Source organism: Castellaniella sp. WN (genome assembly GCF_054457555.1).
The window spans coordinates 2,590,171-2,604,475 of the sequence record NZ_JBTKZC010000001.1; the positions used below are offsets into that span (position 1 = coordinate 2,590,171).

The 14,305-nt window shown below is 61.9% G+C and carries 14 protein-coding genes; 7 read left to right on the forward strand and 7 right to left on the reverse strand.

Annotated features, from left to right (window positions below; genetic code table 11):
- Nucleotides 1-557 precede the first annotated feature (557 nt).
- Nucleotides 558-764 carry a cold-shock protein gene (locus tag ACTPOE_RS12275; protein WP_043679103.1) on the reverse strand — a complete coding sequence of 69 codons (207 nt, stop codon included), beginning with the start codon at nt 762-764 and terminating at the stop codon, nt 558-560.
- 267 nt (nt 765-1,031) lie between these two features.
- Between ACTPOE_RS12275 and ACTPOE_RS12280 the strand changes: the two genes are divergently transcribed.
- The gene (locus ACTPOE_RS12280; protein ID WP_458872428.1) at nt 1,032-2,222 is read left to right on the forward strand and encodes a methionine aminotransferase; all 1,191 of its coding nucleotides are present in this window, start codon (nt 1,032-1,034) and stop codon (nt 2,220-2,222) included.
- A 261-nt stretch (nt 2,223-2,483) separates the two neighbouring features.
- Here ACTPOE_RS12280 and ACTPOE_RS12285 read toward each other — a convergent pair whose 3' ends face one another.
- Entirely contained in the window at nt 2,484-3,551 is a 1,068-nt protein-coding gene (locus ACTPOE_RS12285; RefSeq protein WP_458872429.1) for a metallophosphoesterase, read from the reverse strand.
- A 157-nt stretch (nt 3,552-3,708) separates the two neighbouring features.
- Here ACTPOE_RS12285 and ACTPOE_RS12290 point away from each other — a divergent pair, with 157 nt between their 5' ends.
- A complete protein-coding gene (locus ACTPOE_RS12290; protein WP_458872430.1) occupies nt 3,709-4,158 on the forward strand; it encodes a universal stress protein in 450 nt (149 codons plus the stop codon).
- 39 nt (nt 4,159-4,197) lie between these two features.
- On the opposite strand, the gene ACTPOE_RS12295 is transcribed toward ACTPOE_RS12290, so the two are convergent.
- Together ACTPOE_RS12295 and ACTPOE_RS12300 are read right to left on the reverse strand one after the other, a co-directional pair.
- Nucleotides 4,198-4,713: a GNAT family N-acetyltransferase gene (locus ACTPOE_RS12295; protein WP_458872431.1), complete on the reverse strand. Its 516-nt coding sequence runs from the start codon at nt 4,711-4,713 to the stop codon at nt 4,198-4,200.
- A 14-nt stretch (nt 4,714-4,727) separates the two neighbouring features.
- Nucleotides 4,728-5,798 (reverse strand): DMT family transporter, encoded by a 1,071-nt coding sequence (locus ACTPOE_RS12300; RefSeq protein ID WP_458872432.1) that lies wholly within the window; start codon nt 5,796-5,798, stop codon nt 4,728-4,730.
- A 49-nt stretch (nt 5,799-5,847) separates the two neighbouring features.
- Here ACTPOE_RS12300 and ACTPOE_RS12305 point away from each other — a divergent pair, with 49 nt between their 5' ends.
- Nucleotides 5,848-6,126 carry a metal/formaldehyde-sensitive transcriptional repressor gene (locus tag ACTPOE_RS12305; protein ID WP_458872433.1) on the forward strand — a complete coding sequence of 93 codons (279 nt, stop codon included), beginning with the start codon at nt 5,848-5,850 and terminating at the stop codon, nt 6,124-6,126.
- 221 nt (nt 6,127-6,347) lie between these two features.
- On the opposite strand, the gene gyrB is transcribed toward ACTPOE_RS12305, so the two are convergent.
- Genes gyrB through dnaA form a run of 3 tightly spaced genes read right to left on the reverse strand, consistent with a single transcriptional unit; the run spans nt 6,348 to nt 11,389 of the window.
- The gene (gyrB, locus tag ACTPOE_RS12310; RefSeq protein WP_458872434.1) at nt 6,348-8,801 is read right to left on the reverse strand and encodes a DNA topoisomerase (ATP-hydrolyzing) subunit B; all 2,454 of its coding nucleotides are present in this window, start codon (nt 8,799-8,801) and stop codon (nt 6,348-6,350) included.
- Nucleotides 8,802-8,850: 49 nt separating this feature from the next.
- Nucleotides 8,851-9,963 (reverse strand): DNA polymerase III subunit beta, encoded by a 1,113-nt coding sequence (gene dnaN / locus ACTPOE_RS12315; protein ID WP_458872435.1) that lies wholly within the window; start codon nt 9,961-9,963, stop codon nt 8,851-8,853.
- A 4-nt stretch (nt 9,964-9,967) separates the two neighbouring features.
- Nucleotides 9,968-11,389, reverse strand: a complete 1,422-nt coding sequence (gene dnaA, locus ACTPOE_RS12320; RefSeq protein ID WP_458872821.1) for a chromosomal replication initiator protein DnaA — start codon at nt 11,387-11,389, stop codon at nt 9,968-9,970.
- 348 nt (nt 11,390-11,737) lie between these two features.
- On the opposite strand from dnaA, the gene rpmH reads away from it, so the two are divergent.
- From rpmH to yidC, 4 genes are all read left to right on the forward strand, one after another.
- A complete protein-coding gene (rpmH, locus tag ACTPOE_RS12325; RefSeq protein WP_043679136.1) occupies nt 11,738-11,872 on the forward strand; it encodes a 50S ribosomal protein L34 in 135 nt (44 codons plus the stop codon).
- A 43-nt stretch (nt 11,873-11,915) separates the two neighbouring features.
- The gene (locus ACTPOE_RS12330; RefSeq protein ID WP_458872436.1) at nt 11,916-12,272 is read left to right on the forward strand and encodes a ribonuclease P protein component; all 357 of its coding nucleotides are present in this window, start codon (nt 11,916-11,918) and stop codon (nt 12,270-12,272) included.
- On the forward strand, nt 12,269-12,502 hold the full coding sequence (gene yidD / locus ACTPOE_RS12335; RefSeq protein WP_458872437.1) for a membrane protein insertion efficiency factor YidD: 234 nt from the start codon (nt 12,269-12,271) through the stop codon (nt 12,500-12,502). Before ACTPOE_RS12330 ends, yidD begins: the two co-directional genes overlap by 4 nt.
- A 119-nt stretch (nt 12,503-12,621) precedes the next feature.
- Entirely contained in the window at nt 12,622-14,298 is a 1,677-nt protein-coding gene (gene yidC / locus ACTPOE_RS12340; RefSeq protein WP_458872438.1) for a membrane protein insertase YidC, read from the forward strand.
- Nucleotides 14,299-14,305: the final 7 nt, after the last annotated feature.

Below are 14,305 nucleotides of genomic sequence, written 5' to 3' on the forward strand. Positions count from 1 at the left end.
AATAATTCGCCCAAATTGCTGCACTTTAAAGTTATCTCTGTCGGTCAATGACTGAAAAATCATTCACCTGCCTGAATAAAGAAATTCGTGCCTGATGCGGCAACCCATAACTGCATTGAATGTTTGATCAAGACAATAAAAGTCCGGACAGAGTAGGACTTCACATACAGATAAGAAAAACACTTCAGTCTGCCAACTAATCAATACCACAATACCCAATTACATGAGTTCAGAATAAAGGTGAACAACCAAGGAATCCAGGATCATAAACAACAAACAAACTCAACGTTCCACGTGGAACATCACCAGAATAAAATTTCATCTCTGATCGGCCGATCCATGTCAGACAAGGCGTCTGCAGTGTTGCGCCACCTCGCTCTCCTCTACATCATCGTGAACAATAAAACACACGCCCGTCAAATATCATGAATACATACCTCCTGTGAATAAAGCTGTGGACAAACTCTGAACAAGGAAGGTGCAAGTTATTCTCAAGAAAATTTCAGGCAATAAAAAAGGCACTCCGAAGAGTGCCTTTCAAGAAAAGCGCCGGCTTATTACAGCGGGCGGATTTCAGCAGCCTGAGGACCCTTGGGGCCATCCTTGACTTCGTACTGCACGGCTTGGCCTTCGTTCAGACTGCGATAGCCGCGACCTTCGATGGCGGAGAAGTGTGCGAACACATCGGTCCCACCGGCGTCCGGCGTGATGAAGCCGAAGCCCTTCTCAGCGTTGAACCATTTGACTTTGCCCGTTTGAGCCATGATCTGAAACGTCCTAAATGAATGAAAGAAAACAATGAATCAAGAACGCTGAAACGAAACAGATCGTGCCGGAGTGCGAGTAGCAACAAGGCATGCCGTGTGCGAAACGTGCGTACTGCTAGATTGCATTGCAACAGGGAGCATAACTACGCAACATGAAAAGTCAAATCATAGTTTTCCCTTATGCGCGATTGTATCCGCAACCAGTCCCAGCGTGCGCAAAACGCGTCTTAAAACCAACACAAATTCATTGACCAAACACAAATAATGAACAATCTGCCATCCAAGTTACCCGACGTCGGTAGCACCATCTTCACCGAAATGAGCGTGCTGGCCCAACAATGTCAAGCCATCAACCTGGGGCAGGGTTTCCCGGACTACCCGCCGCCCGAACCCCTGATTCAGGCTGTGTGCGAAGCCATGCGACAAGGTCATCATCAGTACGCTCCCATGGAGGGCCTGCCGCAGTTGCGGGAAGTCATTGCGTCAAAGGTCCAGGGACGGCATGGACGAACTTATTCGACGGAATCAGAAATCACTGTCACTTCAGGAGCAACGGAAGCGCTGATGAGCAGTCTGCTGGCGCTGACACATCCAGGAGACGAGGTCCTTTTGATCGACCCGGCCTACGATCTGTATGCGCCTTCGATACGCCTGGCCGGCGCCAAAGCGATCCGTGTCCCCATGCAAGCGCCGAAAGCAGACGACCCTGCGTTTCGTGTGGACTGGGCCCGGGTGGAATCCGCCATCACGACAAGGACTCGAATGCTGGTCCTGAACTTCCCGCACAACCCCAGCGGATCGACGCTCAAAGCCGAAGACCTGGATGCCCTGGAAACCATTCTTTCCAGACATTCGATCCTGCTGCTTTCGGACGAAGCCTACGAACATATCGTATTCGACGGGCACGCGCATCTGAGTCCCGTTTCCCGACCCTCGCTGGCAGAGCGCACTGTGCTGGTTTCGTCCTTCGGCAAGACTTTTCATGCCACCGGCTGGAAGATCGGCTATTGCTGTGCTCCCTCGAACATCATGGCGGAAATCCGCAAGGTTCACCAGTTCACGGTGTTTTCCGTCAGCACTCCCATGCAGGTGGGCATTGCCCGATATCTGAGAAATTCCGATCTGCCTTCGGAACTGTCGGCTTTCTACCAGAGAAAAAGGGACCGACTGGTTTCCGGTTTGAAAGAAACACCTCTTCGTCCCCTGCATTCCGAGGGAACATTTTCCCTTTTGGTGGACACTCGGGCGCTGGGCCCTGGGCGGGAAAAAGAACTGGCTGTCCGTCTGACCCGGGATATCGGCGTCGCCAGCATCCCAGTGTCGGCTTTCTACGCAGATCCGGACCGGTCCGAAGCCAATCACCAACTGCTGCGCCTGTGTTTCGCCAAGCTGGACGCCACGCTGGACCGGGCGCTGGAACGTCTGCGCGGGTTGAGCCCGGGGCTGGCTGGCTGAGGTCTTTATGTTTTTCTCTTTTCTTTTATATAAACCTGGTAGGAATGATGTGAGCCTGTGGACAACTGGGAAAACTATATATTCCCATAAAAATCAAACACTTGGAATATTTTCTTCTGTGAGTGTCTTTGTGCGCTGCTAGGGCATGCTTTGGGGATGGTTTCCAGGTTTGCGAAAACGCTCGTGCTTATGAACAACTTGTCGACAGGATAGGCACATGAGGCCGCCTCTGGGTTTATCCACAGGCCCGTCGATCGGAAATCAGGCGGAAACGGGGGGCTCTGTCGTCTGGATCAGGGCGCCGTCGTCGAACAGAAGGGTGCGTTCCGGCCATAACATGGCGGCCAGCCGATAGTGGTCTTCAGTGTCCCTATCGGGCGATTTTCTGCTCCGCCATCGGGCGCCGACGGAATAGTCGATGCAGAATGCCTGCCGATGCAGTCCGTGCCAGGATGTGGGCGCCACGTTCTTGAACAGGAGGCCATAGCGCCAGGCCGTGCTTCGATCCGGGGACTCGAACAGGCGCCAGTAGTGTCCGATCAGCACGGGAGTGGAATCCGTATCTTCATTCCACCAGGCCGTGCGGTCGGAATAGCGCCAGCGGTTGCCTGAAAAGAAGGGTTGCGGACTGCGGGCTTCGATGCCGGATGTCAGGCGCTTGATGGGATTGAGGCGTTGTTTGAGCGTTTCGAAATCCGCCACGGCGTCCAGGTAGGGCGGAGGATCGTTCGGGTCTTCGAGCTGTTTGCCCCAGCGGTCGAGCTCTGCGCGGTAGCGGGCATGCAGGTCGTCGACGCGTGCCGCCTGAATGATGTTCTGTTCCTGTTCGTGGATCAGTTCCAGGATGCTGCCGCAGGGGAAATTCTCGATTGCCTGGATGGAGGCCGGATCCCAGGCGGCATGAACGATGCGCAGCCCCGGCATGCGGATCGCCAGGGGCAGGCGGCGCAGGAAATCGCGGATTTCCGGCCGTTCCCGGGCCGAGGCCCGGGAAAAGGGCGCGTAAAAGGGGAGGTCGGAGGTTTCCCGGCTGTCGAAGAACCATCCCGAGCCGTCTTTTGCATCGTTGGCCAGCAGATTGATCTCGTGGTTGCCCAGGATGGCGAGCGCACGGCCCTGGTCCACGAGTTCGCGTACCCGGCGGATGACGCCCACGCTGTCTGGACCGCGGTCGCACAGGTCTCCGATGAACACCAGCAGGCGGTTTCGTGTTTCCGGGCGCTGGCGCAACTGGTCCAACAAGGCATCCAGCGCCTGGATCTCGCCGTGAATGTCGCCGATGATGGCCAGGGGCTGGGCATCCAGGGTATGGAGTAGGGTCGGGTTCATCTTGCTATTGTCCTTCGGGAAGAAGATCAGGACAATGGATGCGATTGATTGAGTCAATGCAAGGTTTTTGTCCGGTGGATCGGGTTGCCGAGTCCCGGCGTGCGGTAGATTGGATGAGCGGGCATGCGCCCGCGCACAGTAAGACAGGAGAACTCACATGGCGAAGGATATCGTGCTGGCGACGGACGGCTCCGCGTACAGCCTTCAGGCGGCGCGTTTCATCGCGCAATCCGGGTTGCTGCCCGATGGCGGGATCGTGCGGGTTCTCCATGTGGCGGCCAATCTGCCCGCCCGGGTGAGCCGCTTCGTGGATGCCGCGACAATTCAGGATTGGTACGGGGATGAATCCGCCAAGGTTCTCAACCCCACCGCCGACATTCTGCGCGAGGCGGGCGTGCCTCATATGGTCGAATTCCGGATCGGTTTCGCTCCCCAGGAAATCACGCGCTACGCCGACGAGGTCGACGCTCACATGATCGTGATGGGCGCGCACGGGCGCGGGGTGCTGCTGGATGCGGTCATCGGGTCGGTCGCGGGTCGGGTGCTGGCCTTGACGCATCGGCCGGTGCTGTTGATTCAGAATCCGGGAGATGCGTCGGGCGGGTGAAATCGATCCGGGCCGGCATCTGTTCCGGGAAACTGGAGTTCAGTTCATCAAGCGAGTCATGTACGTGGCGGGCTGTTCGTAGCCGGCCAGGCAGGCGCGCCCGTGGTCGTCCAGTTCGGTACATGCGCGGTAGCCGTGTGCGGCCCAGAAACGTTCGGAATTCTGGACAGAGACCAGCGCGGAATGGCGCAGCCTGGCTGTCCGGGCGCGAGCCCAGGCATGTTGGACCAGCCGTTGCGCCAGGCCGCGCCCGCGTGCCCGGGGATGGATGGCCAGGTCATGCAGGTACAGGGTATCGCCGTCCGGGGCCGGGTGGAAGTCGCCGTTCAGGGGCGACAGGTGGCCTCGACGCGTCGGATAGGTAAACAAGTAGGCGCACAGCCCGCCGTCGTCCTGGATGCCCCAGATCCAGTCGGGGACGGCCCGCAGGCGGCGGTCGAGGACGGCCGCCGGTTCGAACATGGATGCGCTGTAGCAATGGGCCTGGATGAGGTCCAGGCCGGGCAGATCGGAAGGATTCAGCGTGCGGAGGATGAGTTTTACCTCGTCGGACAAGGATAACCCCCTCGTCACATATGTCGATGTTGGTGATGAATATCTGGGTAATGCGGATGGCTGTGCGTGAGGGGTGCGTGAGTGTGCTCGTGCGTATGGGGTTCGCGTCCGGCCCATGGAAAATCGTGTTTGTGCTGGTGATGCGCGTCGTGCACATGACGATGTGTGTGGGTGATCACCTCATGCGTGTGCATGTGCTCGTGGCGTTCGGTCAGATGGAGCCATACTCCCAACGCCATGAGCGCCGCCGCAATCCAGAATAGCAACGAAGCATGTTCATGTTCGCCCAAGGCAAGAATGGCAATGGCAGCGCCCAGAAAAGGCGCGGTTGAGAAATACGCACCGGTGCGCGCCGTGCCCAAGCCACGCAAGGCTAGCACGAACAGCACCAGACTGATGCCATAGCCCAGGAGGCCCACCACCATAGCCGCGCCAATCGTGGCGCCAGCAGGAAGCGTGACCCCGAGCACCAATGCGACGACGGTGTTCACGATACCGGCCACGCCGCCTTTGAGGCCAGCTAGAAACAGTGCGTCGGAAGCCGAGACTTTGCGCGTAAAGTTGTTATCCAGTGCCCAGCATAGACAGGCCCCCGCGATCAGCAGCGCCCCCCATCCCAGTTGGCCCGCGTCTTGGGATGAATTGGGCCATGCCAGCAACACCGCGCCCACAACGATCATGACCATGCCAAGTACAACATTACGGTCAGTGTTCTCGCGGAATACCCCCCAGGCAATCACAGCAGTCAACACGGCTTCCAGATTGAGCAGCAACGAAGCCGTGGCAGCCGAAGTCCTTGTTAGACCCAGCATCAGGAGCAATGGTCCGAGTACGCCACCAAAACCGATGGCCAGCAGCAGCCATAGCCATTCGCCACTGGACATGGAGGGTGTGCGCCAACCTCGGTCGCGAATGAACCGAATCAGCCCGAGGCCCACACCACTACCCAGATAAAGCAGCCCAGCGAGCAGCACCGGTGAGGTGTCGCTCAGCAGCAACTTGGCAAACGGCGTACTGGCGCCAAAGAGTAGTGCTGCGCCCAGCGCGGCGTAAACAGATGAAGACCAGATTACTTTGGTTTTCATAACGCATATACTATACCCCAATAGGGTATATATCTGATGAGTCACACGTATGAGTCACACGATCAGGAATAGATCCAAGCTGCTGAACCGCGTGCGTCGTATCCGTGGGCAGATCGAGGCTTTGGAGCGCACGCTCGAAGCTGAGCAAGGCTGCGCCGAGGTGTTGCACCAGATTGCCGCTGCGCGCGGAGCCATGAACGGGCTGATGATCGAAGTGCTGGAAGAGCATATTCGCACGCACGTTGTCAATCCCGAGATTGCAGACGAAAGCGCGCGCCGTGCTGCTGCCGACGAGCTCGTCGACGTAATTCGCGCTTATTTGAAGTAACGGAGCCCGCGAGGAACCTGGGCGCATTGATTGAGCTCGTGCATGAGCTCTTCATGATGGGCAGCGGATTGATCTAGGGGGCTCGAGGGGCTGACAGAGGCTGCACCTTGGTCAAAGCCGCACCAAAAAACGACCGCCAATCAGGCGGTCATTTCTATGCTCCGCTGGATGGCCAACTTTTCCCACAACACTTGGCCATCTTTTCCGAAATCCAACACAGGTCACACGTCGATGTTCCCCGCCTGCAATGCGTGGGTCTCGATGAAGGCGCGGCGCGGTTCGACGTTGTCGCCCATCAGGGTGACGAAGATCTCGTCGGCGGCGATGGCGTCCTCGATCTGCACGCGCAGCAGGCGGCGCACGGTCGGGTCCATGGTGGTTTCCCAGAGCTGTTCCGGATTCATTTCGCCCAGGCCCTTGTAGCGCTGCTTGCTGATGCCGCGCTCGGCCTCGGCGCGCAACCATTGCATGACCTCGCGGAAGTCGGAGACGGTCTTTTCCTTGAGCTTGTCGCCAGTGCCCCGGCGCACGACGGCGCCTTCACCGATCAGGCCCAGGAAAGTCTTGGCCGTACGGGCCAGGACGGCGTAGTCGCCGCCGCGCACGAAATGGCGGTCGAACACGCTGACGCGCATATTGCCGAAATGCGGACGGATGACCGCCAGGCGCCAGGCTTCCTCGATTTCGTCGTACTGGGCTTCCACATGGACGCCGTGGGGATCGGCCGGATCGCGCAGGACCTGTTCCAGAGCGGTGGCGCTGGCGCGGGCGGCGGCTTCGTCGATCAGGCTGAGCTGCACGCCTTCGGCCATGGCCGACAGGGCCTCGGCGTCCAGCGTGCGCGACAGGCGGGCGATGACCGAATCGGCGGTGACGTACTGGCGCGCCAGGTCCATCAGGGCGTCGCCAGTGATCGGCGTGGCGCCGGCGCGGGGCGTGAGTTCCGTATCCTTGAGTGCCAGTTGCAGCATGAACTGGGCTTCCTCGGCGTCGTCCTTCAGATAGCGTTCCTCGCGGCCGACCTTGACCTTGTAGAGCGGCGGCTGTGCGATGTAGACGTAGCCGCGCTCGATCAGCGCCGGCATCTGGCGGTAGAGCAGGGTCAGCAGCAGGGTGCGGATGTGGGCGCCGTCCACGTCCGCGTCGGTCATGATGATGATGCGGTGGTAGCGCAGCTTGTCGATGTTGAAGTCGGGTCCGATGCTGGTGCCCAGGGCGGTGATCAGGGTGGTGATCTGTTCGCTGGACAGCAGCCGGTCGAAGCGCGCTTTTTCGACGTTCAGGACCTTGCCGCGCAGCGGCAGGATGGCCTGGAACTTGCGGTCGCGGCCCTGCTTGGCGGAACCGCCTGCCGAGTCGCCCTCCACGATGTAGAGTTCGCACAGGGCGGGGTCCTTTTCCTGGCAGTCGGCCAGCTTGCCGGGCAGGCCGGCGCCTTCCAGAACGCTCTTGCGGCGGGTCATCTCGCGGGCCTTGCGGGCGGCCTCGCGGGCGCGGGCGGCCTCGACGATCTTGGAGCACAGCGCGCGGGCGTCGTTGGGATTCTCGAGCAGCCAGGTTTCCAGGGTGCGGCTGACGGCTTCCTCGACCGCGGGGCGGACTTCGCTGGAGACGAGCTTGTCCTTGGTCTGGCTGCTGAACTTGGGTTCGGGCACCTTGACGGACAGGACGCAGGCCAGGCCTTCGCGCATGTCGTCGCCGGTGGTGTCTACCTTGGCCTTCTTGGCCAGTTCGTTGTCGGTGATGTACTTGTTCAGCACCCGGGTCATGGCGGCGCGCAGGCCGGTCAGGTGGGTGCCGCCGTCGCGCTGCGGGATGTTGTTGGTGAAGCACAGCACGGTCTCGGCGTAGCTGTCGTTCCATTGCATGGCGACTTCGACGCCCACGCGCACGCCGCCGGCCTCGGATTCGGTCGTCACGGCGAAGACGTTGTCGTGCAGGACGGTCTTGGCGCGGTTGATGTACTGGACGAAACCCTTGACCCCGCCCAGGAAGGCCAGGTTCTCGTCCTGGCCGGTGCGCTCGTCCACCAGGCGGATTTTCACGCCGTTGTTCAGGAAGGATAGTTCGCGCAGGCGGCGGGCGAGAATTTCGTAGGTGTAGTCGATGTTGGCGAAGATCTCGGCGTCGGCCAGGTACTGGACCCGGGTGCCGGTGCGTTCCGCCGGGCCGGTGACGGCCAGCGGGGCGACCCTTTCGCCGCGCCGGAATTCCATCTGGTGTTCTTCGCCGTTGCGCCAGATCGTCAGGCGCAACCACTCGGACAAGGCGTTGACGCAGGACACGCCCACGCCGTGCAGGCCGCCGGAGACCTTGTAGGAGTTCTGGTCGAACTTGCCGCCGGCGTGCAGTTCGGTCATGACGATTTCCGCCGCGCTGCGGTGGTGTTCATCGTCCTTGTGGATGGCGGTGGGGATGCCGCGGCCGTTGTCCGTGACCGAGATGCTGTTGTCGGCGTGGATCGTGACGACGATGTCGTCGCAATAGCCCGCCAGCGCCTCGTCGATGGCATTGTCCACGACCTCGAAGACCATGTGGTGCAGGCCGGTGCCGTCGGACGTGTCGCCGATGTACATGCCTGGCCGCTTGCGCACGGCCTCCAGGCCCTTGAGCATCTTGATCGAATCGGCGCCGTAGCCGGCGGCCGCGGTGTTCTGGGGGGTGAGGTCTGACATGAAAATCCTGTGGTTGAATCCGTCGGCGGAGCGGGCGTCGGGACGCCGCTCAGATGCGCATCGGCATGACGACGTACTTGAATTCCTCGTCGTTGGGCAGCGTGATCAGCACGGAGGCGTTGGCGTCGGGCTGGACGGACCAGCGCACGGTGTCGGTCTTGATGTTGGACAGCACGTCGAGCAGGTAGCTGACGTTGAAGGCGACGTCCAGCGATTCCAGGGCGTAGTCGACCTCGAGTTCTTCGCGGGCTTCTTCCTGTTCGGCGTTGGACGAGGACAGGCGCAGCAGGTTGTCGCCCAGCTGCAGGCGCACGCCCTTGAGCTTGTCCGTGGTCAGGATGGCGGTGCGCTGCAGGGCCGCCTGGAGGATGTCGCGGGCGATGTCGAAATGCCGGGTGTAGCCGGCGGGGATGACGCGGCGGTAGTCGGGGAACTTGCCCTCGACCAGTTTGGAGACGACTTCGATTTCGTCGAAGCGGAAGCGGATCTGGCCTGCCGTGACGTCGATCAGCACGGTGGCCTGATCGTCGTCGGACAGCAGGCGCTGCATTTCGTGGATGGTCTTGCGCGGGATGATCACGTCCAGGGTGGATTCCTGGCTTTCGACAGCCACGCCGCCGTGGGCCAGCCGGTGGCCGTCGGTGGCCACGGCTCGCACGCGTCCGGGTTCGAGCACCAGCAGCAGGCCGTTCAGGTAGTAGCGGATGTCCTGCTGGGCCATGGAGAAGTGCACCTGGTTGAACAGGTTCTTCAGAGCCTTCTGGGGCATGGAGAAGGACGCGGACCATTGTTCGGCCTGAGTGACCGTGGGATAGTCGGCCGCGTCGAGGGTCTGCAGGGCGAAGCGGCTGCGACCGGACTGGACGGTGAGTTTGGCCTCGTCCAGGGACAGCCGGACATCGCCCGATTCGGGCAGGGCGCGCAGGATGTCGAGCAGCTTGCGGGCGGCCACGGTGGTGGCCTGGGTCTCGTCTCCCACGCCGAAGTTCGCGCGGGTGGTGATCTGGACTTCCAGGTCGTTGGCGATGAATTCGAGCCGGTCGCCCTGCTTGCGGATCAGCACGTTGGCGAGGATCGGCAGCGTATTACGCCGTTCGACGATCCCCACCACCATCGTCAGGGGCTTGAGCACGGCATCGCGAGTCGCTTGAATGAGTTGCATCTTCTTATCCTTTGAGAGTTTGCTCGAGTACGTGGAGTGCGTGGTTCAGCTCGGTCTGCTTGGCGCGCAGGTCGGTGATCTTGCGCACCGCGTGCAGCACGGTAGTGTGATCGCGTCCGCCGAACAGGTCGCCGATTTCCGGCAGGCTCTTCTGGGTGAGTTCCTTGGCCAAGTACATGGCGATCTGCCGGGGCAGGGCAATGTTCGCGGGCCGACGCTTGGAATACATGTCGGCGACCTTGATTTTATAGAAATCGGCCACGGTCTTCTGGATGTTCTCGACCGTGATCTGGCTGTTGGAGACCGACAGCAGATCCTTCAGGGCTTCCTTGCAGACTTCGACGGTGAGCACGTCGCGGCCGTGGAAATTGGCGTAGGCCGACACCTTGCGCAAGGCGCCTTCGAGTTCGCGCACGTTGCTGCGCAGGTGCTTGGCGATGAAGAAGGCGACTTCCTCGGGCATGACGATGCGTTCGGTCTGGGCCTTGCGCAACAGGATGGCGACACGCATTTCCAGTTCGGGCGGCTCGATCGCGACGGTCAGGCCCCAGTCGAAGCGCGAGATCAGGCGGTTGTCGATGTTCGACAGTTCCTTGGGGTAGGTGTCCGAGGTGATGATGATCTGCTTGCGCTGGGCCACCATGGCCTCGAAGGCGTAGAAGAATTCTTCCTGGGTACGGTTCTTGCCGGCGAAGAACTGGATGTCGTCGATCAGCAGCAGGTCCAGCGAATGGTAGTAGCGCTTGAAGTCGTCGAAGGCGCGGCGGTGATAGGCCTTGACCACGTCGGAGATGTACTGGTCCGCGTGGACGTAGCGTACGCGCGTGCTGGCGCCGCTGGCCAGCAGGGCGTTCCCTATGGCGTGGATCAGGTGGGTCTTGCCCAGGCCGACGCCGCCATACAGGAACAGCGGGTTGTAGGACACGCCGGGGTTTTCCGCGACCTGCATGGCCGCCGCGCGGGCCAGCTGGTTGGCCTTGCCGATGACGAAGTTGTCGAAGGTCAGGTCCCGGTTCAGGCGGGAGTGGTCCTGGATGGATTCGTCGGTGGCGGCCTGGACGGGAGCCGGCTGTGGCGCCGGAATCACGGCCGGCACGGCCGCGACGGCGTCCGCGGACCGGATCGGGGTGGATGGCGGCGGGGAGGGGCGTGCGGCGGCCGGCGCGGTCGCGCGGCCGAGCGGGGCCGACAGTTCGAAATGGATCTGCACCGCCTGGGAATACCAGTCGGAGGCCATCGATTCCAGGCGGGTGGAGAAGTTCTTGCGGACCCAGTCGAGCTTGAAGCGGTTGGGCGCGCCGATTCTCAGGACCGCGAGTTCCTCGTCGTAGGCGAGGGGCACCAGGGGCCGGATCCAGGCGTTGATCTGTTGCGGGGGAAGTTCCTGTTCCAGTCTCTGGACGCAGGCCTGCCAGAATTCATTCATAGGGGTCATCTTGCCAAACCTCGATTCTACCCTTTCCCGCCCGAAGTTATCCACAGCCTGGGCGAGGCGGAACTGATGGCGGTCCATTGAGCACCGTCATTGGCCAGACGGGCGGGCGCGGTCCGCAAGCCGCGGCGTGGAGGGATGCCTCTGCTTGAGGAGCCGCGGACTTCGGAAACTCTCAAGTGATTGACACGATTTCAAAAATTTGATGAAATGATGGGCTTTTCGATGCCGTGGGCGAATTGTGCCCGTCGGCTTCATCCCGGGGGCATCGCCTTCGGGGCGGTCTTTACGTCGCCCCTGGCCCGCCCCTGGCCATTTGCCCCGAGCTCTTTTGGATCCACCATGAAACGCACTTTCCAGCCTTCCGTTACCCGTCGCAAGCGCACCCATGGGTTTCGCGTGCGCATGAAGACCCGCGCCGGCCGTGCCGTCCTGAGCGCCCGCCGCGCCAAGGGCCGCAAGCGCTTGGCCGTCTGATTTTTCTTTCGCCGCCGCGTCAAGCGGCGGTGGAATGATCGCCATGCCAACCGCTTTTCCTCCGGCGGCCCGGCTGCATCGCCCCTCGGAATACGCGGCTGCCCTGAAGGGGCGGCGTATCGCCCGAGGGGCTTTGTTCGTGGTGTCCGGCCCGCGCGGACCGGCTGAAGGCCCGGCCCGGCTGGGTTTGGTGGTGCCCAAGCGCCATGCTCCGCTGGCCGTGACCCGCAACGCGATCAAGCGGGTCCTGCGCGAAGCCTTTCGCCTGCGTCGGGACGCGCTGCCCGACGGGGACCTGGTGTTCCGCCTGGTGAACCGCCCGGCCGCCGCCAGCCTGGCCGTCCTGAAGCGCCAGGTCCGGGCCGAGGCCGACGCCCTGCTGGCGAGGATTGCGCCATGATGCGCGCACTGTTCATCGCCCCGATCCGCTTCTACCGGTACTTCCTCAGCCCCTGGGTGGGCCAGCAGTGCCGCTTCACTCCGACGTGCTCGGCCTACGCCATCGAGGCCATCGAGACCCACGGAGTGGCGAGGGGGCTGTGGCTGGGCACGCGGCGCATCGCCCGCTGCCACCCCTGGTGTCGGGGCGGCCACGATCCGGTCCCGCCCCGCGACGCGGATCGCCGGTGATTCCCGGCATTCCGTTTCCCGACAGGGACTTGTTCAGGGCATCCTTAGGGCCGCAGTCAGGATTGCTACGTTAAACTGGTGGGCTTTTGCTCCGAACCCATACGAATATACAGGCGCCAATGGACATTCGACGCACCATCCTCTGGATGATCTTTTCCTTCTCGCTGCTGCTGCTGTGGAACAACTGGCAGGTCTACCGGGGCCAGCCGTCGCTGTTTTCCCTGACGCCGCCCGCCGCCGAGCAGTCCAAGGCCGCCAAGTCCGAGGATGGCCATCCGTCCGCCGGCGTGCCGTCCGCCGCCGCGGCCCGGCCCGGGGCGCCCGCGACGGTGCCGGGCTCGTCCGCCGAGCCCCAGGGGCAGAAGGTCCACCTCAAGACCGACGTCTACGACCTGACCTTCGACACCACCGGCGCCCAGCTGGTGCGGGCCGAGTTGTTGCACTATAAGTCCCTGAAGGGCGACGATGCCCCGATGTACCTGCTGAACGACCAGCCGGGCGACCTCTACGTCGCTCAGACCGGTGTGGTCGGCGCCCCGCAGGGCGGCGGCTACCCGACCCACCTGACGCCGTTCTCGCTGGTGACGCCCGAGCCCGTCGTCAAGGGCGATACCGTGGAAATCGCCTTCGAGGCCTCCGCCGGCCAGGTGAAGGTGGTCAAGACCTTCGTCGTGCCGCGCAACGGCTACGACATCCGCGTGCGCCACGACATCACCAACCTGGGTGACCAGCCGATCGATCCTTCGCTGTACCTGCAACTGACGCGCGACGGCAATGATCCCCCGAACACCTCGGGCTTTTACAGCACCTTCACGGGCGCGGCGGTGTATTCGTCGGAAGACAAGTTCCAGAAGGTGAAGTTCGACGAGATCGCCAAGGGCAAGGCCAGCTACATCCAGCAGGCCGACAATGGCTGGATCGGCATCGTGCAGCATTACTTCGCCAGCGCCTGGGTGCCGCCCCAGGGCACGGTGCGCACCAATCAGGCGCTGCGCCTGGCCGACAACCTGTACGCCATCCGCACCATCGAGCAGGTCGGCGTCATCGCCCCGGGCGCCCAGCGCTCGGTCGAGTCCAACCTGTGGGTCGGCCCGCAGGACCAGAAGGCCATGAGCGCGGTGGCGCCGGGCCTGGAACTGGTGGTGGACTACGGCTGGGTGACCATCATCGCCAAGCCCATGTTCCATTTCATGACCTGGCTGCACGGGCTGCTGGGCAACTGGGGCTGGACCATCGTGGTGCTGACGCTGCTGATCAAGGCCGTGTTCTACCCGCTGTCGGCCGCCAGCTACCGCTCGATGGCGAAGATGAAGCTGGTCGCCCCGCGCATGCAGCATCTGAAGGAAAAGTTCGGCGACGACAAGGCCAAGCTGAACGCCGCGATGATGGAGATGTACCGCACCGAGAAGATCAATCCGCTGGGCGGCTGCCTGCCGATGGTGGTGCAGATCCCCGTGTTCATCGCGCTGTACTGGGTGCTGCTGGGCAGCGTGGAGATGCGCGGCGCGCCCTGGATCCTGTGGGTCCACGACCTGTCGGTGCGCGATCCCTGGTTCATCCTGCCGGCGATCATGATGGCGACGATGTTCCTGCAGATCAAGCTGAATCCGACGCCGCCCGATCCGACCCAGGCCAAGATCATGATGATCATGCCGCTGGTATTCGGCGGAATGATGTTCATGTTTCCGGCCGGCCTGGTGCTGTACTGGTGCGTGAACAACACCATTTCCATCATCCAGCAGCGCATCATCATGATACGGCTGGACCGGGAAAAGGCGGCCGCGGCGTCGAGCTGATGCTGAG

Bases quoted from the DNA above. Each gene is read 5' to 3' on its own strand.
- ACTPOE_RS12275 (WP_043679103.1), bottom strand. From the start codon at position 764: ATGGCTCAAACGGGCAAAGTCAAATGGTTCAACGCTGAGAAGGGCTTC.
- ACTPOE_RS12280 (WP_458872428.1), top strand. From the start codon at position 1,032: ATGAACAATCTGCCATCCAAGTTACCCGACGTCGGTAGCACCATCTTC.
- ACTPOE_RS12285 (WP_458872429.1), bottom strand. From the start codon at position 3,551: ATGAACCCGACCCTACTCCATACCCTGGATGCCCAGCCCCTGGCCATC.
- ACTPOE_RS12290 (WP_458872430.1), top strand. From the start codon at position 3,709: ATGGCGAAGGATATCGTGCTGGCGACGGACGGCTCCGCGTACAGCCTT.
- ACTPOE_RS12300 (WP_458872432.1), bottom strand. From the start codon at position 5,798: ATGAAAACCAAAGTAATCTGGTCTTCATCTGTTTACGCCGCGCTGGGC.
- ACTPOE_RS12305 (WP_458872433.1), top strand. From the start codon at position 5,848: ATGAGTCACACGATCAGGAATAGATCCAAGCTGCTGAACCGCGTGCGT.
- gyrB (WP_458872434.1), bottom strand. From the start codon at position 8,801: ATGTCAGACCTCACCCCCCAGAACACCGCGGCCGCCGGCTACGGCGCC.
- dnaN (WP_458872435.1), bottom strand. From the start codon at position 9,963: ATGCAACTCATTCAAGCGACTCGCGATGCCGTGCTCAAGCCCCTGACG.
- dnaA (WP_458872821.1), bottom strand. From the start codon at position 11,389: ATGAATGAATTCTGGCAGGCCTGCGTCCAGAGACTGGAACAGGAACTT.
- rpmH (WP_043679136.1), top strand. From the start codon at position 11,738: ATGAAACGCACTTTCCAGCCTTCCGTTACCCGTCGCAAGCGCACCCAT.
- ACTPOE_RS12330 (WP_458872436.1), top strand. From the start codon at position 11,916: ATGCCAACCGCTTTTCCTCCGGCGGCCCGGCTGCATCGCCCCTCGGAA.
- yidD (WP_458872437.1), top strand. From the start codon at position 12,269: ATGATGCGCGCACTGTTCATCGCCCCGATCCGCTTCTACCGGTACTTC.
- yidC (WP_458872438.1), top strand. From the start codon at position 12,622: ATGGACATTCGACGCACCATCCTCTGGATGATCTTTTCCTTCTCGCTG.